At 53.2% G+C, this 20,116-nt stretch carries 15 protein-coding genes; 7 read left to right on the top strand and 8 right to left on the bottom strand.

What is annotated here, in order from left to right:
- Positions 1–48: 48 nt before the first annotated feature.
- Positions 49–1,515 carry an IMP dehydrogenase gene (guaB, locus tag F384_RS13790; protein ID WP_046485000.1) on the top strand — a complete coding sequence of 489 codons (1,467 nt, stop codon included), beginning with the start codon at positions 49–51 and terminating at the stop codon, positions 1,513–1,515.
- A 68-nt stretch (positions 1,516–1,583) separates the two neighbouring features.
- Positions 1,584–3,161: a glutamine-hydrolyzing GMP synthase gene (gene guaA / locus F384_RS13785; RefSeq protein WP_046484997.1), complete on the top strand. Its 1,578-nt coding sequence runs from the start codon at positions 1,584–1,586 to the stop codon at positions 3,159–3,161.
- A 114-nt stretch (positions 3,162–3,275) separates the two neighbouring features.
- Here guaA and F384_RS13780 read toward each other — a convergent pair whose 3' ends face one another.
- A complete protein-coding gene (locus F384_RS13780; protein ID WP_046484994.1) occupies positions 3,276–3,467 on the bottom strand; it encodes a YfgG family protein in 192 nt (63 codons plus the stop codon).
- 349 nt (positions 3,468–3,816) lie between these two features.
- Between F384_RS13780 and F384_RS13775 the strand changes: the two genes are divergently transcribed.
- Entirely contained in the window at positions 3,817–6,057 is a 2,241-nt protein-coding gene (locus F384_RS13775; RefSeq protein WP_046484991.1) for a sensor domain-containing phosphodiesterase, read from the top strand.
- A 7-nt stretch (positions 6,058–6,064) separates the two neighbouring features.
- On the opposite strand, the gene ppx is transcribed toward F384_RS13775, so the two are convergent.
- The 4 genes from ppx to purM all read right to left on the bottom strand — a co-directional run bounded on the left by ppx (position 6,065) and on the right by purM (position 11,540).
- On the bottom strand, positions 6,065–7,606 hold the full coding sequence (ppx, locus tag F384_RS13770; RefSeq protein ID WP_046484988.1) for an exopolyphosphatase: 1,542 nt from the start codon (positions 7,604–7,606) through the stop codon (positions 6,065–6,067).
- Between the two features lie 4 nt (positions 7,607–7,610).
- Positions 7,611–9,677 (bottom strand): polyphosphate kinase 1, encoded by a 2,067-nt coding sequence (ppk1, locus tag F384_RS13765; protein ID WP_046484985.1) that lies wholly within the window; start codon positions 9,675–9,677, stop codon positions 7,611–7,613.
- Between the two features lie 187 nt (positions 9,678–9,864).
- A complete protein-coding gene (purN, locus tag F384_RS13760; protein ID WP_046484983.1) occupies positions 9,865–10,503 on the bottom strand; it encodes a phosphoribosylglycinamide formyltransferase in 639 nt (212 codons plus the stop codon).
- Entirely contained in the window at positions 10,503–11,540 is a 1,038-nt protein-coding gene (purM, locus tag F384_RS13755; protein WP_046498153.1) for a phosphoribosylformylglycinamidine cyclo-ligase, read from the bottom strand. The genes purN and purM overlap by 1 nt, the downstream gene beginning before the upstream one ends.
- Before the next feature lie 262 nt (positions 11,541–11,802).
- Here purM and F384_RS13750 point away from each other — a divergent pair, with 262 nt between their 5' ends.
- The 4 genes from F384_RS13750 to F384_RS13735 all read left to right on the top strand — a co-directional run bounded on the left by F384_RS13750 (position 11,803) and on the right by F384_RS13735 (position 16,222).
- On the top strand, positions 11,803–13,233 hold the full coding sequence (locus F384_RS13750; RefSeq protein ID WP_046484980.1) for a 6-phospho-beta-glucosidase: 1,431 nt from the start codon (positions 11,803–11,805) through the stop codon (positions 13,231–13,233).
- 181 nt (positions 13,234–13,414) lie between these two features.
- Positions 13,415–14,041 carry a uracil phosphoribosyltransferase gene (gene upp / locus F384_RS13745; RefSeq protein ID WP_046484979.1) on the top strand — a complete coding sequence of 209 codons (627 nt, stop codon included), beginning with the start codon at positions 13,415–13,417 and terminating at the stop codon, positions 14,039–14,041.
- Positions 14,042–14,136: 95 nt separating this feature from the next.
- On the top strand, positions 14,137–15,426 hold the full coding sequence (gene uraA / locus F384_RS13740) for a uracil permease (protein ID WP_046484976.1): 1,290 nt from the start codon (positions 14,137–14,139) through the stop codon (positions 15,424–15,426).
- Between the two features lie 94 nt (positions 15,427–15,520).
- Positions 15,521–16,222 carry a DnaA inactivator Hda gene (locus F384_RS13735; protein ID WP_216525655.1) on the top strand — a complete coding sequence of 234 codons (702 nt, stop codon included), beginning with the start codon at positions 15,521–15,523 and terminating at the stop codon, positions 16,220–16,222.
- A gap of 89 nt (positions 16,223–16,311) precedes the next feature.
- On the opposite strand, the gene F384_RS13730 is transcribed toward F384_RS13735, so the two are convergent.
- From F384_RS13730 to celB, 3 genes are read right to left on the bottom strand one after another with little or no spacing between them, the layout of a single operon-like run.
- The gene (locus F384_RS13730; RefSeq protein ID WP_046484970.1) at positions 16,312–17,745 is read right to left on the bottom strand and encodes a leucyl aminopeptidase family protein; all 1,434 of its coding nucleotides are present in this window, start codon (positions 17,743–17,745) and stop codon (positions 16,312–16,314) included.
- The gene (locus F384_RS13725) at positions 17,745–18,701 is read right to left on the bottom strand and encodes a N(4)-(beta-N-acetylglucosaminyl)-L-asparaginase (RefSeq protein WP_046484968.1); all 957 of its coding nucleotides are present in this window, start codon (positions 18,699–18,701) and stop codon (positions 17,745–17,747) included. The genes F384_RS13730 and F384_RS13725 overlap by 1 nt, the downstream gene beginning before the upstream one ends.
- Positions 18,702–18,704: 3 nt before the next feature.
- On the bottom strand, positions 18,705–20,024 hold the full coding sequence (gene celB / locus F384_RS13720; protein ID WP_046484965.1) for a PTS cellobiose transporter subunit IIC: 1,320 nt from the start codon (positions 20,022–20,024) through the stop codon (positions 18,705–18,707).
- Between the last annotated feature and the right edge of the window lie 92 nt (positions 20,025–20,116).

The raw sequence follows: 20,116 nt of genomic DNA, 5'->3' as shown, positions 1-20,116 counted from the left end.
ATAATGCCACGGCAATATTTATCCACCCCCAGGTTAGAGATATTGCCCATGCTACGTATTGCTAAAGAAGCTTTGACGTTTGACGACGTCCTCCTCGTTCCCGCTCACTCCACCGTTCTGCCGAATACTGCCGACCTCAGCACGCAGTTGACGAAAACCATTCGTCTGAACATTCCTATGCTTTCCGCAGCAATGGACACCGTGACTGAAGCGCGCCTCGCAATTGCGCTGGCACAGGAAGGCGGCATCGGTTTTATCCATAAAAACATGTCGATTGAACGTCAGGCGGAAGAAGTTCGCCGCGTGAAAAAACATGAATCTGGCGTGGTAACCGACCCGCAAACCGTTCTGCCAACCACGACCCTGCGTGAAGTGAAAGAACTGACTGAACGCAATGGTTTTGCTGGCTACCCGGTGGTGACACAAGACAATGAACTGGTCGGGATTATCACCGGTCGTGACGTGCGTTTTGTGACCGATCTGAGCCAACCTGTCAGTGTTTATATGACGCCGAAAGAGCGTCTGGTCACCGTTCGCGAAGGCGAAGCGCGTGATGTCGTATTGTCTAAAATGCACGAGAAACGCGTTGAGAAAGCGCTGGTTGTCGATGACAGCTTCCACCTGCTCGGCATGATCACCGTGAAAGACTTCCAGAAAGCTGAACGTAAACCAAATTCCTGTAAAGATGAGCATGGTCGTCTGCGCGTTGGCGCTGCGGTTGGCGCAGGCGCAGGTAACGAAGAGCGTGTTGATGCGCTGGTTGCGGCCGGTGTTGACGTGCTGCTGATCGACTCTTCTCATGGTCACTCAGAAGGCGTTTTACAGCGCATTCGTGAAACTCGCGCTAAATACCCGGATCTGCAAATCATTGGCGGTAACGTGGCGACCGGCGCGGGCGCGCGTGCCCTGGCGGAAGCTGGCGTGAGCGCGGTGAAAGTGGGTATCGGCCCTGGCTCCATCTGTACGACCCGTATCGTGACCGGCGTGGGTGTTCCGCAGATAACCGCGGTGTCTGATGCCGTTGAAGCGCTGGAAGGCATGGGTATTCCGGTTATCGCGGACGGCGGTATCCGTTTCTCTGGTGATATCGCCAAAGCCATCGCTGCGGGCGCAAGCGCGGTAATGGTCGGTTCTATGCTGGCAGGTACTGAAGAATCCCCGGGTGAAATCGAACTCTACCAGGGGCGCTCTTACAAATCCTACCGCGGCATGGGCTCTCTGGGCGCAATGTCCAAAGGCTCTTCTGACCGTTACTTCCAGAGCGATAACGCGGCTGACAAACTGGTGCCGGAAGGTATCGAAGGCCGTGTTGCCTATAAAGGTCGCCTGAAAGAGATCATACACCAGCAGATGGGCGGCCTGCGCTCCTGTATGGGGCTGACCGGCTGTGGTACTATTGATGAATTGCGTACTAAAGCGGAATTCGTACGTATCAGTGGTGCGGGTATTCAGGAAAGCCACGTTCATGACGTGACCATCACCAAAGAGTCCCCGAACTATCGTATGGGCTCCTGATTTTCTTCGCCCGACCTTGTGTCGGGCGATTTATTTAATCTGTTTCACTTGCCTCGGAATTAGCGTCAATGACAGACAATATTCACAAGCATCGCATTCTCATCCTTGATTTCGGATCGCAGTACACACAACTGGTTGCACGTCGCGTGCGTGAACTTGGCGTTTACTGCGAACTGTGGGCGTGGGATGTGACTGAAGCACAGATTCGCGAGTTTAATCCTAGCGGTATCATTCTTTCTGGTGGTCCGGAAAGCACCACTGAAGAAAACAGCCCGCGTGCACCGCAATACGTTTTCGAAGCTGGCGTTCCGGTCTTCGGCGTGTGCTATGGCATGCAGACGATGGCGATGCAGTTGGGCGGCCATGTTGAAGGTTCGACGGAGCGTGAATTCGGCTATGCGCAGGTTGAAGTGGTGACCGACAGCGCGCTGGTTCGCGGTATCGAAGACTCCCTGACCGCTGATGGCAAACCGCTGCTGGACGTGTGGATGAGTCACGGCGATAAAGTGACGGCAATCCCGTCCGACTTCGTTACCGTTGCCAGCACCGAAACCTGCCCGTTTGCCATTATGGCAAACGAAGAAAAACGCTTCTACGGCGTTCAGTTCCACCCGGAAGTCACTCACACCCGTCAAGGAATGCGCATGCTGGAGCGTTTTGTGCGCGACATCTGCCAGTGTGAAGCCCTGTGGACGCCGGCAAAAATCATCGATGACGCCGTCGAGCGTATTCGTCAGCAGGTAGGCAATGACAAAGTGATCCTCGGCCTTTCTGGCGGCGTGGATTCTTCTGTCACCGCGATGCTGTTGCACCGCGCGATCGGTAAAAACCTGACCTGTGTCTTCGTTGATAACGGTCTGCTGCGTCTGAATGAAGCTGAGCAGGTGATGGACATGTTTGGTGACCACTTTGGTCTGAACATTATTCACGTTCCGGCGGAAGAACGTTTCCTGACTGCGCTGAAAGGCGAGAACGATCCGGAAGCGAAACGTAAGATTATTGGCCGCGTCTTTGTTGAAGTCTTCGACGAAGAAGCGCTGAAACTGGAAGATGTGAAATGGCTGGCGCAGGGCACCATCTATCCGGACGTTATCGAATCTGCTGCCTCTGCGACCGGTAAAGCACACGTCATCAAATCTCACCATAACGTCGGCGGCCTGCCGAAAGAGATGAAGATGGGGCTGGTTGAGCCGCTGAAAGAGCTGTTCAAAGACGAAGTGCGCAAAATTGGTCTGGAACTGGGCCTGCCGTACGACATGCTCTACCGTCACCCGTTCCCGGGCCCGGGTCTTGGCGTACGCGTGCTGGGCGAAGTGAAGAAAGAGTACTGCGACCTGCTGCGTCGTGCGGACGCTATCTTCATTGAAGAACTGCACAAAGCCGACCTGTACAACAAAGTGAGCCAGGCGTTCACCGTGTTCCTGCCGGTTCGCTCTGTTGGCGTGATGGGCGATGGTCGTAAATACGACTGGGTGGTTTCTCTGCGTGCGGTCGAAACTATCGACTTTATGACTGCACACTGGGCGCACCTGCCGTATGACTTCCTGGGCCGCGTATCTAACCGAATCATCAACGAAGTGAATGGTATTTCACGCGTCGTGTATGATATCAGCGGTAAGCCGCCCGCCACGATCGAATGGGAGTAAATATCCCTCCACGTCGCTGACGCGTAGTCGACAAAACCCTCTGTTTATACAGGGGGTTTTTTGTTTTATCCGGGCACAGAGAATACCAAATGACGTCTGTCTGGAATAAAAGGATTAACGTTGAGCAGGCGTTTCGACAGAGAGGCTGGACTGTTGCGCGTCTTTTTTGTCCTGATGATGATGCCAGGCACCGATAGAAGAGTAGACAAAGCGTCCAAAAAAGAAGATAAAGCTGATAAGCAATACGATACGGGTCATGCGACTGTTAAATCGATGTCGTCTTCGCATACTGGTTGCCTGACTCACAAAAGGTTCCTTAAGGGATGCCCATTCGGGCGATGAGTACATTAAGGCATACTGTGTCGGACGGGTCAATTACTGATTATGTAAAATTGCGTCAGTTGATTCATATTCTGGTGTTATGGAAATTAATTACATTATTTGCATTAATAATGTGAAAATGATAACGCAGTGAAATAAAGGTAATAATTGATTAATGGGGACTAAATTATTTGATATACGTCAAAATTTACTTTCTATTGATAACTAAAATCGGTGCGACATGTATGGTGAATTTTTCATCTTAATTTGACGTCAGGTGGGATGCCTGTCTGATACACCCCCGTCAGGATTTTGGGGGTTCCGCTGAGCATCTATGCGACTGAATAAACGTTATATTGCAATCAGAGATAAGTGGTGGGGACTTCCTCTGATTTTACCTTCCCTGTTTTTACCGCTTGTGAGCCAAATGAATACCTATGCGCATGTGGCTACCGGGGACGTTATCCTTTTCTTTTTACCGTTATCGCTCATGATGAGCCTGATGATTTTTTTCGGTTGGGCTGCATTACCCGGAATTATTCTGGCGATTTTTATTCGCAAATATCCTCAGGTTGGGTTGGCGGAAACGCTACCTATTATTGTGCATTTTCTTATTGCTATCGTGCTCAGTTGGGGCGGTTACCGCGTCTTTACGCCCCGGCGTAATAATATTTCTCATGGTGAGGCGCATCTGGTTTTCCCGCGCATTTTTTGGCAGGTTTTTTGTCCTGCGACGCTTTTTCTGGTGCTTTTCCAGTTTGCTGCCTTTGTGGGGATGTATGAAAGTAAACTGAGCTTAATGGGGGTAACACCGTTTAACATCAACGCATTAATAAACTACCAGGGCATTCTGGTGGGAAACTTGATTGGTGTACCGCTTTTCTATTTTATTATTCGTGTTATTCGTAATCCGTTGCATTTGCGCAGCTATTATTCACAGTTAAAATTACAATTTGATGCCAAGGCCTCACAAAAAGAGCTCATTATTTGGCTGTTGGTATTGTTTGCATTAATGTCTTTGCTGTGTATGCCATTGAATGAAAATAGTTCAATTTTCAGTACAAACTATACGATGTCGTTATTACTCCCGGTGATGTTATGGGGAGCGATGCGTTATGGTTATCGTTTCATATCGCTGCTGTGGGCCCCGGTTTTAATCATTGCGATTCATAATTACAAAAGTTATACGCCCTTTTATTCGGGTTACGATGTGCAACTGGCGATTACCTCTTCCAGTTTCCTGGTTTTTTCTTTTATTGTGAATTACATGGCGGTACTGGCGACGCGCCAGCGGATTGTGAGCGGGCGTGCCCGCCGCCTTGCGTTTCTTGATCCGGTGGTCCATCTTCCTAATCTTCGCGCACTCAACCGCGCGCTGAGAAGTACCCCCTGGTCAGCACTGTGCTTCCTGCGCGTTCCTGAACTGGAATTTCTGGTTAAGAATTACGGAATTATGCTGCGTATTCAGTACAAGCAGCAATTATCCCACTGGATAGCCGAAAAATTGGGGCCAGATGAGCATGTTTATCAAATGTCCGGTCCTGACCTGTTGCTGCGCTTGAATACAGAGTCGCATCAGCAACGTATTGAAGCGTTGGATGAACATATCAAGACATTCCGGTTTGTCTGGGATGGCATGACGTTCCAGCCGCAGGTGGGGATGAGTTATTGTTACGTACGTTCCCCGGTAAACCACATCTACTTGTTGCTGGGTGAGTTGAGCACCATTGCTGAGTTGTCCATCATGACCAATACGCCAGAGAATTTAGAGCGTAGTGGCGCCATGAATATGCAGCGCAATCTGAGAGACAAAGTCGCGATGATGAACCGGTTGCAGCATGCGCTGGAGCATGACCGTTTTTGTCTGATGGCGCAGCCAATCGAAGGGCTTCGCGGCGATGTTTATCATGAGATCTTACTGCGATTGCTGGACGATGACGGTGGCATGATTAGCCCTGATACCTTTCTGCCCGTCGCGCATGAGTTTGGTCTCTCATCCAGAATCGATCTCTGGGTTATCGAACACACGTTACGCTTTATGGCGGAGAATCGTGCGCAGATGCCTGCCCGTCGCTTTGCGCTTAATCTGTCGGCGTCCTCTGTCTGTCGGGCCAGGTTTGCGCAGGATATCAGTAAACTGCTGAGCAAATACCAGATAGAAGCATGGCAATTGATTTTTGAAGTGACGGAAAGTCAGGCGTTGATGAATGCCGGGCAGGCGGAAACCACGCTGCAAAACCTGCAACAGTTGGGCTGCCAAATCGCCATTGATGACTTCGGTACAGGTTATGCCAGCTATGCAAGGCTAAAAAACGTTAACGCCAATATTCTGAAGATTGATGGCAGTTTCATCCGCAATATCGTTTCGAATAGCCTCGACTATCAGATCGTGGCCTCGATCTGTCATCTGGCGCGAATGAAGAAAATGCAGGTGGTCGCTGAATTTGTTGAAAGCGAGGAGATTCGCCGTGCAGCGATTTCGCTGGGGATTGACTACATGCAGGGATATTTAATCGGTATGCCGCGACCGTTAAGCGAGACGCTGAAAGAGCAGGTGCCAGTCACTGGCACCTGAGTGTGTTTCACGCAGCGATTTCCGGTGAATGTTCTTCTTCGATTTTCAAACGCCAGCCGGTCACGCCTTCCCAGTACTGCTGTTCTTTTTCCAGATCGAGCAAAACCAGCGCGTTCTGGCTGAACCAGTCATGAGGGAAACGCAGGGTCCAGTGGTTGTCGTCGGTGATGAGCGTCAGCGTGGGTGGCGTGGTAGTAGCCTGACGCTGGTTGTTCAGCAGCACGCCAAGACGTAGCAGTTGAATGAGCGGCAGGAACTGCTTCTTCTTAAACAGCGTAAAACGGGGGAGATCGTCCAGCTTAACCGCTTTACGATGGTAGCGAACCAGCGTGGCCATCATGGTTTGCTGCTCCTGATTAAAACCAGGCAGATCGCTGTTTTGCAGAATATACGCCGAGTGGCGGTGCAGGCCACTGTGATTGATGTTCAGCCCAACCTCATGCAGCATTGCCGCCCATTTCAGCAGCGCCTCAAGCTGAGGATGCGCCAGCTTCGGCTGCTGTGCCTGCCATTGTTCATACATCTGCATGGTGGTTTCCAGCACGCGTCGAGCCTGCTCGCTGTCGATGTTGTACTGATTCGCCAGGCTGCTGGCGGTGCGGCTGCGAACATCCTGATGGCGGAAGCGACCTTCCATTTCGTACAACACGCCTTCGCGTAGCGCGCCATCGGAAAGACGTAACTCGTTGATCGCCAGCGCATCAAAAACACCGCACAAAATTGCCAGACCCGGAACAAAGACCGCTTTTCGCTCTTCAGATAACCCCGGCAGGCTTAGCGACTCGAAACTACGGTGTTGCAGCAGCTCGCCAACCAGCCTGTCCAGACGCTCAGGCGTGATGAAGCCGTCTTTCTCGCCCATTGCCAGGAGCACTTCATGCGCGGCTTTGATGGTGCCGGAGGCCCCCAATGCGACGTTCCAGCCCTGAATGCGGAATTGCCAGGTCAAGGTTTCAAGCTTCTGCGCCGCCGCCATTCTGGCGCGCTGGAAGTTCTCCTGGCTAATGACTCCACCGGGGAAATAGATCTGAGCAAAACTGACACAGCCCATACGACGGCTTTCAACCAGCTTTGGTTCGAAGTTTTCGCCAATGACCAGTTCCGTCGAGCCACCGCCAATGTCGATGACCAGCTTGCGGCCTTTCTCCGGTTGCGTATGCTCCACACCCATAAAGATCAGGCGCGCTTCTTCATTACCGGAAATGATTTCGATCGGATAAGGGATCACCTTTTCCGCGCGTTTGAGAAAATCGGTGGCGTTTTGCGCCTGACGAAGCGTATGCGTGCCGACAATACAGACGCTGGAGGGGGCGAACCCCTGAAGGCGTTCAGCGAACAGCGACAGGCAGCTTAAGCCACGCTCCATCGCCTCTTCGCTCAGCATATTGTCTTCGCCGAGACCATCCGCGAGATGCACGCGCTGCTTCAGGCGGCCAATAATCTGCATGGCGCCATCCACCACACGGGCAATCACCATGTGAAAACTGTTTGAACCAAGGTCGACCGCCGCAAACTCCTGCGGTCGTGGGGTCTTATCATGTATTGGCATAGCGTTAGTCAGATTGTTCGAGTGATTTGATATAGTCGTAAATAGCCAACTGCGACTGCACTTTGCGGCGGTTTCCACGCGGCACGTAGCGATTACTCAGTTCTTTATCGATGTAGCGGGCTTTTACCGTATCGCTGAACAGGATGTCAACAATATCCAGCACCTGTTGCTTCAGGCGCGGGTCGAGAAGCGGCGTCGCCACCTCAATGCGATAGTCGATATTGCGCGTCATCCAGTCTGCGGAGGAGAGATAAACCTGCTTGTCGCCGCCGTTCTCGAAGATGTACACCCGGTCATGCTCAAGATAACGGTCCACAATACTGATGACGCGGATATTATCGCTGATGCCTTCCAGATTCGGAATGAGCGAGCACATGCCGCGAATCAACAGATTCACCGCCACACCGGAGCTGGATGCGGCGTACAGTCGATCGACCAACCCTTTATCCACCAGGTTATTCAGCTTCAATGTGATGCCGGAGGGCAGTCCCTGCTGGGCGTTGGCGATTTCACGATCGATCATCTCATACAGCAGGCGACGCGAGTTTTGCGGTGAGACCAGCAGATAATCGAACGCCACCGGGCGATACGGGTTCTCGATAAAATTGAACACCCGGCGGACTTCGTTGGTGATCCGCGCATCGGCGGTCAGCAGCGAATAGTCGGTATACAGGCGGGCGGTTTTTTCGTTGAAGTTGCCGGTGCCGATATGGGCGTACCGCACCACCTCTTCGCCTTCTTTACGCGAAATCAGGAACAGCTTGGCGTGAATTTTTAAGCCTGGCGCAGAGAAGATCACGTGAACGCCTGCTTCCGTCAGGCGCTTTGCCCAGTGGATGTTCGCCTCTTCGTCAAAACGCGCCTGCAGTTCCACCACCACTGTGACTTTTTTACCGTTATGGGCGGCGTGGATCATAGCGTCGATGATGCGTGAGTCTTTCGCGACGCGGTAGATGTTGATTTTGATCGCCAACACGCTGGGGTCAAACGATGCCTGACGCAACAGTTCCAGTACGTGTTCAAAGGTGTGATACGGATAGTAGAGCAGCACATCACGTTCGCGAATGGCGTCAAATCCGTTACGGAATTTCTCTTTATCAAACCAGACGTGGCGCAGACGCGGGAGCGGCTTATTCACCAGATTCGCTTTGCCCACATTGGGAAAATTAATGAAATCTTTAAAGTTGTGATAGCGCCCGCCGGGAACGATAGAGTCGTAGCGTGAAATCGTCAGCTTCTCGCGCAGGACTTCGACCAGCGCATTAGGCATGTCGCGCTGATAGACAAAACGCACTGGCTCGGCGGTCAGACGCTGTTTCAGGCTGGAGGACATGAGTTCCATCAGACTGGATTCCATCTCGTGAACCAGATCGTACTCGGCGTCACGGGTCATCTTCATGGAATAGGCGTTCAGCGCGTCGTAATCAAAGAAGCCCTTAAAGATATCGTCCAGGCAGTAGCGCAGAATGTTGTCCAGCAAGATCATCGGCTTGCGACGACGTGGGGCTTCCGGCGGCAGATTCACAAAACGTGGAACCTTGTCAGACGGAATTTCCAGCAGCGCATAGCGAATGGTGTCGCCGCGAATAATTTCAACCGCCAGATAGGTGTAGTCATCCTTCAGGAACTGTACCAGATCCGTCTCGCGGTTAATTAAAATCGGGGTAATGTGCTGGCGCAGATACTGTTTGAAGTAGTGGCGCAGCCAGCTTTGTTGATTGACTGACAGCTGACGCTCGTTAATCAGGAAGATCTGATTACGCGCCATCTCCAGCAGCAGTTCGTTATACAAGCCATCGAATTCCTGGTCGGCTTTCAGCACGCGGGACTGGATTTTGCCTAACAGGTGGCGAGAATGCGAATTTGAACCCTGTTCTTCACTGATGATGATGCGGCGTTTGAGTTCTGCGAAACGAACTTTGTAGAATTCATCCAGGTTATTGGAATAGATGCCTAAGAAACGCATCCGTTCAATCAGCGGGTTTGATTTATCCGCAGCTTCCTGGAGCACACGTTCGTTGAACGCCAACCAGCTCAGCTCTTTCTCGATGTATAGCTTTTCCTGACCCATTAATACTTATACTCCGTTTTATTCACGGGACACTGCCTGATTATTATGGCGAGCATTGCGCTCGGATGTCCAACTGTGCCAGAAAAGTATGACAATAAACCGTATGATCGCAAAGGGGAAGGGGGACGGGAGGTTTGAAGAGAACAGCAGGCCGGATAAGGGATGACGTCCGATATCCGGCACGGTTTTATTCGTCGGCAGCGTAGCCCTGCGGCGGCAGGCGAACACCGTCCAGCCAGGCGGCATTATCGTGCATTTTCAGTCGCCCTTCCACAAACCAACTGACCACCAGTGGGTAAATGGCGTGTTCCTGTACCTGAACGCGAGCGGTGATTTCATCTTCGTCGTCGCCTTCAAAGACCGGGACTTTGGACTGCAAAATGACCGGCCCGCCGTCGAGTTCGTCAGTGACAAAGTGGACCGACGTGCCGTGTTCCTCATCGCCATTTTCCAGCGCCTGACGATGGGTGTGCAAACCGGGGTATTTGGGCAGCAGAGAAGGGTGAATATTCAGCAACCGTCCGCTGTAGTGCGCGACAAACGCCGGGCTCAGAATACGCATAAAACCGGCCAGCACGACGACGTCAGGCGCATAAGCGTCAATCTCAAGGATCAGTTCGCGGTCAAACGCTTCACGACTGGAAAACTGATCGGCCGTCAGCGTATGGGCCGGGATTGCCGCTTTTCTCGCTCGCTCAAGGCCGAACGCGTCGGCCTTGTTGCTGAATACTGCCCGCAGGGTGCCGTTGATTTTCTTCGCTTTGCAGGCATCAATAATCGCCTGCAAATTGCTTCCGTTACCGGAAATAAGCACCACAATATTCATTATTCAATAACCACGCGCTGCGCGGAGTCAGACGCTTTGATGACACCAATCTTCCATGCATCTTCACCTTTGGCCTTCAGCAGGGCAAGGGCGTTGTCCACTTCCGCCGCTGGCAGGGCAATGACCATGCCGACGCCGCAGTTGAAGGTACGATACATTTCATGCTGGCTGACGTTACCGGCGTTCTGCAGCCAGTTAAAGACGGCTGGCCACTGCCAGGAGGACTCATCGATCACCGCCTGCGTGTTGTCCGGCAGGACGCGCGGAATGTTTTCCCAGAAGCCGCCGCCGGTCAGGTGCGCAATCGCGTGCACATCAACCTTCTCGATCAGTTCCAGAATTGATTTCACGTAGATACGGGTCGGTGCCAGCAGGTGATCGGCCAGTGGTTTACCTTCCAGATCCGTGGTTTGCGGATCGCAACCGCTGACGTCGACAATTTTACGCACCAGTGAGTAACCGTTGGAGTGCGGGCCGCTGGAACCCAACGCAATCAGCACATCGCCATCGGTCACTTTAGAACCGTCGATGATTTCTGATTTTTCTACCACGCCGACGCAGAAACCGGCGACGTCATAATCTTCACCGTGGTACATCCCGGGCATTTCAGCGGTTTCCCCGCCGACCAGCGCACAGCCAGACTGCAGACAACCTTCCGCGATACCCTGAATCACGCTGGCGGCGGTATCCACATCCAGTTTGCCGGTGGCATAGTAGTCGAGGAAAAACAGCGGTTCAGCACCCTGAACCACCAGGTCGTTGACGCACATCGCCACGAGATCGATACCGATGGTATCGTGACGTTTCAGATCCATCGCCAGACGCAGTTTTGTCCCTACGCCATCAGTGCCGGAAACCAGTACCGGTTCACGATATTTTTGCGGCAATGCGCACAGCGCACCGAAACCACCCAGACCACCCATTACTTCCGGGCGGCGAGTTTTCTTCACTACGCCTTTGATTCGATCCACCAGAGCATTACCCGCGTCAATATCAACACCGGCATCTTTGTAGCTAAGAGAGGTTTTATCGGTCACTGCCTGGTTCCCCACGTTTTCTTACGGTAAAAGTAAAATTCGGCGCAATTCTAACAGGGAAAGCAAACGTTTGCTAGCCTGCGTTACATCCGTTTTTATCTGTCGATTTTTGCTGCATTTTCTCCGCAATGGTTCGTTTTTATGACCTGAGCCACGAAAATGAAACCGGGTTCAGTTTCCTCCTTGAAAGCATTGATGGGATTGCTCAGTATCTTACTGAAACCGGTTTCTGTTTTGTCATTGCGAATCAACGAGGGAAACTATGTCTGGATTTAATGCGAATTTCATGTGGGGTGGGGCGGTTGCGGCTCACCAACTCGAGGGCGGCTGGCAGGAAGGCGGAAAAGGCGTCAGCGTTGCCGACGTCATGACGGCGGGGGCTCACGGCGTGGCGCGTGAAATCACCGATGGCGTGCTGCCAGGAAAAAACTATCCAAACCACGAAGCGATCGACTTCTATCACCGCTATAAAGAGGACATCAGGCTGTTCGCGGAAATGGGCTTTAAATGTTTTCGCACCTCCATTGCCTGGACACGTATTTTCCCGCGCGGGGATGAAACGCAGCCAAACGAGGCTGGACTGCAATTTTATGATGATTTGTTTGATGAATGCCTGAAATACGGCATTGAGCCGGTGATTACCCTGTCGCATTTCGAAATGCCCTACCATCTGGTGACGGAGTATGGCGGCTGGCGCAACCGCAAGCTGATCGACTTTTTTGTCCGCTTCGCAAAAGTGGTCTTTACCCGCTATCAGCACAAAGTGAAGTACTGGATGACCTTCAATGAGATCAACAACCAGGCCAATTTCCATGAAGACTTTGCGCCGTTTACAAACTCCGGCCTGAAGTATCAGCCCGGCGAAGATCGTGAACCGGTAATGTTCCAGGCGGCACATTACGAACTGGTGGCCAGCGCGCTGGCGGTGAAGGCGGCACGAGACATTAACCCGTCGTTGCAGATTGGCTGCATGATTGCCATGTGCCCCATCTACCCACTAACCTGTGCGCCGAACGACATGATGATGGCGATGAATGCTATGCATCGTCGCTACTGGTTTACCGACGTGCATGTGCGGGGGAAATATCCGCAGCATATCCTCAACTATTTTGCCCGCCGCGAGTTTACCCTCGATATGACTGAGGAAGACCGCGTTGCTCTGTCTGAAGGCTGTGTGGATTACATCGGCTTCAGCTACTACATGTCGTTTGCTACCAAAGCGACGGACGATAACCCGCAGCTCGATTATGACGAGAGTAAAAGCCTGGTTTCCAACCCCTACGTACCGAAATCGGACTGGGGCTGGCAGATTGATCCGGTGGGACTGCGTTATTCGCTGAACTGGTTCTGGGATCACTACCAGCTCCCGTTGTTTATCGTTGAGAACGGCTTTGGCGCGATTGATGTTCAGCAACCGGACGGCACCGTAGACGACAGCTATCGTATTGAGTACATGGCTGCGCACATTCGCGAGATGAAAAAAGCGGTGGAAGAGGACGGGGTGGATCTGATGGGCTACACCCCATGGGGATGCATCGATCTGGTCTCTGCGGGAACGGGCGAAATGAAAAAGCGCTACGGGTTTATCTACGTCGATAAAAATAATGACGGTAGTGGGACGCTGGCGCGGCGGCCCAAAAAATCTTTCGCCTGGTATCAACAGGTGATAAAAAGCAACGGTGAATCCCTCTGATTTCAGTCACTTGATACTCAGCCCCGCACAGAGTGCGGGGCGTGTTTTATACTCATCACCCAAACGTATACCACTTTGCTTGATCCAGGTCATGCATACCTTATGTTGCGCCAGAGAGGAAAAGCGGTATAATCCGGCGATTTTTTTGTGGTTGCCACTCGTCTGAGGAAAGGAGAAGAGTATGAAGATCGTGGAAGTCAAACACCCACTCGTCAAACACAAGCTGGGTCTGATGCGTGAGAACGATATCAGCACCAAACGCTTTCGTGAACTCGCCTCGGAAGTAGGCAGTCTGCTGACCTACGAAGCGACTGCCGGCCTGGAAACTGAAAAAGTGACCATTGAAGGCTGGAATGGTCCGGTCGAAGTGGACCAAATCAAAGGCAAAAAAATTACCGTTGTGCCTATCCTGCGCGCAGGCCTGGGGATGATGGACGGCGTGCTGGAAAACGTGCCAAGCGCGCGTATCAGCGTGGTCGGCATGTACCGTAACGAAGAGACGCTGGAGCCGGTCCCGTACTTCCAGAAGCTGGTTTCTCATATTGACGAGCGCATGGCGCTGATTGTCGACCCGATGCTGGCGACCGGGGGTTCCGTTATCGCAACCATCGATCTGCTGAAAAAAGCGGGCTGCAGCAGCATCAAAGTGCTGGTGCTGGTTGCGGCACCGGAAGGCATCGCCGCGCTGGAAAAAGCGCATCCGGATGTGGAACTGTACACCGCATCGATCGACCAGGGATTGAACGAGCACGGATATATTATTCCGGGGCTTGGTGATGCTGGCGATAAGATTTTTGGTACGAAGTAAGTGAATAACTAATAAATAGCCGACTTTAAGAGTCGGCTTTTTTTTGAATAAAACAACTCAACGACTCATAACAAACACACTCAGAGGAAAACACTATGACGCGCCGTGCTATCGGGGTGAGTGAAAGACCGCCGCTTTTACAGACAATCCCGCTTAGTTTGCAGCACCTGTTCGCCATGTTTGGCGCAACCGTGCTGGTGCCAGTTCTGTTTCATATCAACCCGGCCACCGTGTTGTTATTCAACGGGATCGGGACGTTGCTGTATCTCTTTATCTGTAAAGGAAAAATCCCTGCCTATTTAGGTTCAAGCTTCGCTTTTATCTCGCCGGTTTTGCTACTGCTGCCGTTGGGATACGAAGTGGCGCTGGGTGGCTTCATCATGTGTGGTGTGCTGTTCTGCCTGGTTTCTTTCATTGTGAAGAAAGCCGGTACCGGCTGGCTGGACGTCATGTTTCCTCCTGCGGCAATGGGCGCAATCGTTGCCGTCATCGGTCTGGAGCTGGCGGGTGTTGCCGCCGGTATGGCTGGACTGTTGCCAGCGGAAGGACAAACTGCGGATTCTAAGACCATCATTATCTCGATGGTGACGCTGGCGGTGACCGTGTTCGGCTCGGTGCTGTTCCGCGGTTTCCTCGCAATCATCCCTATCCTGATTGGGGTGCTGGCAGGTTACGCGCTGTCGTTTGCGATGGGCGTGGTTGATACCACACCGATTGCCGAAGCGCACTGGTTTGCACTGCCGACCTTCTACACCCCTCGCTTTGAGTGGTTCGCTATTCTGACCATTCTGCCTGCGGCGCTGGTGGTGATTGCCGAACACGTTGGTCACCTGGTGGTGACAGCGAACATCGTCAAAAAAGATCTGGTTCGCGATCCGGGCCTGCATCGCTCGATGTTTGCCAACGGTCTGTCGACGGTGATTTCCGGCTTCTTTGGATCCACGCCGAACACCACTTACGGTGAGAACATTGGCGTAATGGCCATCACGCGGGTTTACAGTACCTGGGTGATCGGCGGTGCGGCGATTTTCGCTATTCTGCTCTCCTGCGTTGGCAAACTGGCGGCGGCGATCCAGATCATCCCACTGCCGGTAATGGGCGGGGTGTCATTGCTGTTGTACGGGGTGATTGGCGCGTCCGGTATTCGCGTGCTGATTGAATCGAAAGTGGATTACAACAAGGCACAGAACCTGATCCTGACCTCCGTTATCCTGATCATCGGCGTCAGTGGTGCGAAGGTGCACATTGGTGCGGCGGAGCTGAAAGGGATGGCGCTGGCGACCATCGTCGGGATCGCGCTGAGTCTTATCTTCAAGCTGATCTCTGTCCTGCGCCCGGAAGAAGTGGTGCTGGACGCGGAAGATGCGGATACGCCGCAGCAGTAATAGGGGAGCCGGGCAGTGATGCTGCCCGGTTCTAACACGATAGAATTCTGTGATAAACTCATCGCGATTGAATGAAATCTGGATTGAGGTCTCTCTGAACACACCGGCACAGCTCTCTTTGCCACTTTATCTTCCTGACGACGAAACGTTCGCAAGTTTCTGGCCGGGGGATAACGCCTCTTTACTGGCCGCACTGCAAAATGTGCTGCGTCAGGAGCATAGCGGATACATCTATCTCTGGTCGCGTGAAGGCGCGGGTCGCAGCCATTTGCTGCACGCTGCCTGTGCTGAACTGTCTCAGCGTGGCGATGCGGTCGGTTATGTGCCGCTGGACAAACGCACCTGGTTTGTACCGGAAGTGCTCGACGGGATGGAACATCTGTCGTTAGTCTGCATCGACAATATCGAATGCGTTGCCGGGGACGAACTGTGGGAGATGGCCATTTTTGACCTCTACAACCGCATTCTGGAATCCGGAAAAACGCGATTGCTGATCACCGGCGATCGTCCGCCGCGCCAGTTAAAACTGGGGTTACCCGATCTGGCCTCGCGTCTGGACTGGGGACAAATCTACAAGCTGCAACCGCTGTCGGATGAAGACAAATTGCAGGCGCTGCAGTTGCGCGCCCGACTGCGTGGATTTGAACTCCCGGAAGACGTGGGGCGTTTCTTGCTCAAGCGGCTCGACCGGGAAATGCGCACGCTGTTTATGACACTCGATCAGCTTGATCACGCGTCCATCACCGCGCAGCGCAAATTAACCATTCCGTTCGTAAAAGAGATCCTAAAGCTCTAGCCGGAATATAAGGTTACGTATCACGGTAGGCCTGATAAGCGCAGCGCCATCAGGCATCCGCTGGCGAACAAACGCCGTTACGCCGGGGTTTACTCCTCAATAGCCAGATCGTTAAGCAAATGCTGCATCAGCAGTGGGATGGGCCTGCCCGACGCCACGCTTCTTCCTCCTTCGCGCCACAACGCCGTACCGCTGACGTCGAGATGCGCCCACGGAATATTTGCCGGACAAAAATGATGCAGCAGCCAGGCCGCTGACGCGCTGATTGCTGCGTTGTTAGTCGGCGTATTACAGAGATCGGCAATCGCACTCTCCGTTTGTTTTTTCAAGCGTGCATCCAGTGGCAGCGACCAGACTTCATCACCACTCTGTTCACCGGCAACCGTTAATGCCGCGCGCAGCCCGCTATCCTGGGTCATCAACCCGCTCAACTCATAGCCCAGCGCTTTCACCACTGCGCCAGTTAAGGTCGCCATATCGATGATATAACGCGCCTGTGGATGGCGCTGGCTGGCCCAGGCGATGGCGTCTGCGAGCACCAGTCGCCCTTCGGCGTCGGTGTTGTTGATCTCCACCGTCATACCGTTACAGGCGCGCGCCACGCTGCCCGGTTGCATGGCATTCGGTCCGATGGCATTTTCTGCCAGCGCCAGTACGCCCATCATGCGCACCGGTAAATTTAACTCTGCTGTGGTAAGCAACAGGCCCAACACATTTGCCGCGCCGCACATGTCGTACTTCATGGTGTACATGCCCGCGCCTTCTTTCAGCCACAGACCGCCGGTGTCGAAGGTGATGCCTTTTCCGACATAGCAGCGGACGGGGCCGCTGCTGACGCCGTCGTAGTGAATCGCCAACAGGCGGGGAGGACGGTTTGAGCCTTTCCCCACCGCATGCAGCAGGCCAAGACCTTGCGCGACGATAGCCTGCTCATCCAGCACTTCGCAGCGCAAATCAGGGTAGGCCGCGCAGAGACGTTGGGCCTCTTCGACAACGAACTGCGGCGTACACTGTTCGGATGGGATATCCGCCAGGCGGCGGGCGGCGACCATTCCGTTGGCAATGGCCTGCTGTTGACGAAAAATGTCCTCTAACGCTTCCTGCTGCTCGGGTAAGCAAAGCGCGTCGATGTGAGAGAGTCGCACTGTCGCGTTGTCTGCTGTTTTCAGTTGCAGACAGTCCAGACGATAGGCCTGATTGAACAGAAAACGTAGAACCTGAAGCAGCACGGCTTCGTGAATGTCGCGGACATCAATAATAACGTGGGCACTGACCGGTGTGACGAACAGTGGACGCAGCGCATTCAGCAAACCGTTTGTCAGATTATCCTGCCACAGCGCTGACGGAATGAGAGTGATGCGTTTGAAAGGGGCGCAGCCAAAACAGGTGTCCGCCGTGTTGCCCGTTGCGCGCATTTCGTTTATCAGCGCGGAGTCCGGTAACTGTTGGCTTGTGGTCCGGGCAATCAAATGCGCGTTGGGTTGCGCCTCTGAAAGGGAATGAATCAACTGACAGGTAATCATTATTCTTCCTCTATTGGCGCACGGATCCGTGCCGCATAGGCCTGCATCCATGCCGCATCGACAGGCTGGTAATGGGTTTTTTCGTGCCGGCGTTCTGCGAGATAGACGGTGAGCGGGTGGCTGGCTGTGGCAACGGTAAACGAGAAGGTTTTGATATTCGTCGCCGCGCCAAACTCTCCCCGGTTATTCATACAGACGACAGATAAATCACCCACCCGACCAAAGCGGGACATCAGGTTATCCTCAAGTTCAAAAACCACCGAATCCGCTGCTTGCTGCGGCGTCATGCCTTGTGCCATACGGCGGACGATTTCGTAGCTGGTACAGCCTTTCATCAGGTCTTCGCCAACGCCAGTGGCGGTCGCGGCGCCGATTTGGCTGTCACAGTAGAAGCCGGAGCCAATAATCGGTGAATCTCCCAGGCGGCCGCGTTTTTTCATAAACAGACCGCTGGTGGAGGTTGCCACGCTCATCGAACCGTGTACGTCCAGCCCGATGATTCCGACAGTATCGTGGCCGTCATAAGGACTCAGCCCCTTATCCAGCGTTTCGCGACAGCGCTTGCGATAGTGCTGGATGGCGCGATCGGTAAGCATGGTTTTTTCAGCAAATCCCTGACTTAGCGCCCACTCACGAGCGCCCTGGCCGACAAGCAGGCTGTTATAGCGCTGTCGGCTCAGGGCGTGCGCTACGCGTACCGGGTTCGCGATATCCACGAGATTTCCCACGGCACCAAACGCCAGCGTGTCGCCATCCATGAACGCGGCATCCAGTTCCACCTCACCATTTTCGGTTGGCAGTCCACCGTAGCCAACGGATTTGTACAATGGGAAGTCCTCAACTGCGGCAACGGCATCGACTACCGCGCTGGCCGTCGGTTGCCCTGCAGCCAGTGCACCAGCGGACTCCGTAACGCCTTCAAGCGCCATTCGCCAGGTGGCGATAATTCCCCACATGTTTTACTCCTGTTTAACGGGTGTGCTCTCGTTTTGGGTCAGTGTGGCGATTTCCGCCGCGCGGTATTGTTTATCGACAATGCGCATGAAGGGCAGATAGAGCATTGCGCCAATCAGTAAATTAATGAGTTGCATGACGCTGCCGCTGAGATGGCCTGTGACGATAAAGCCACTGATCACCGGCGGCAGTGTCCACGGGATGAACACCCCGGTAGTGACGGCGACCGCCCCGATTTTCATCGCGACGTACTGGATGGTAACTAACACCAGAGGCACCAGGTTGAACGGGATAAGCATGATGGGGTTCATGATCACCGGCAGGCCGAACAGAATCGGTTCGTTAATATTGAAAATCGATGCCCCGGCTCCCAGTCGGGCCACTTCCCGCATGTTTTTACTGCGGGCAAAAATCAGCATCGCGATAACCAGTGATAAGGTTGCGCCAGCCCCTCCCATCCAGATCATGTCAAAAAACTGCTCGGTGATAATATGCGGCGGCGTAACGCCCGCCTGAATCGCGGCGATGTTATCCGTCTGGTTCTCCATCCACAGCGGACGAATAATGCCATTGATCATCGACCCGGAGTTAATGCCCACCGACCATAAAATGGTGATGCTGAATACGGTCATCAACGCGCCAAAATAGGAGGTGCCATAGTGACGAACCGGCGTCGCAACCACTTCGTAGATAAACCGGTGGATTGTCTGGTAGTGGGTATTTTCAAAAAAGATGCGAACGATCAGCACCAGGATCATCACCAACAGGGCGGGGATCAGCGCGGCAAACGATTCCTGTACGGCAGGCGGAACCCCTTCGGGCATCTTGATGACCAGCTTTTTGCGTTTCAGCCAGCAGAACAATTCAGTCCACAGCAACGAGCCAATCATCGCAACGAACAGCCCTTTAGTGCCGATCCACTCTACCGGCATCACGGTGATGCCGCCGTTATCCGCAACTTTGATGAACGGGGTGAGGATCAGAAAGCTGACCAGCGCCAGAATGCCGCAGGAGATACGATCTTCACCGTAGTGTTCCGCCAGACGGTAGGCAACCAGAAAGCTAATGAACAGCGACATCGTTGAGAATACCGCGCTAAACGGGATCTCAATAATGCTGCTCCAGCTTTCGCCAAACGCGCCAGACATAAATTGCTGATAGGTCTGGTTCGGAAACGAGGAGATAACCAACAGAATGGAACCGACGATAATGAACGGCATAAAGGAAACATAGGCGCCGCGGATCGCACCCAGGTGACGCTGTTGCGCCGTTTTGGCCGCAAGCGGCATCAGTTTTGCTTCAAGAAATCCCAGAACATTGTTCATTGTGAACTCCGTACAAGATCGGATGAGAGTGTTTATGGTATGCCAATGGATTATCAGCGAAGGATGCTAGCCGAAAGGTGAATCTGGTCACA

Source organism: Citrobacter amalonaticus Y19 (assembly GCF_000981805.1).
GTDB classification, from domain to species: Bacteria; Pseudomonadota; Gammaproteobacteria; order Enterobacterales; family Enterobacteriaceae; genus Citrobacter_A; species Citrobacter_A amalonaticus_C.
This window is presented reverse-complemented; position numbering and strand designations above follow the sequence as displayed.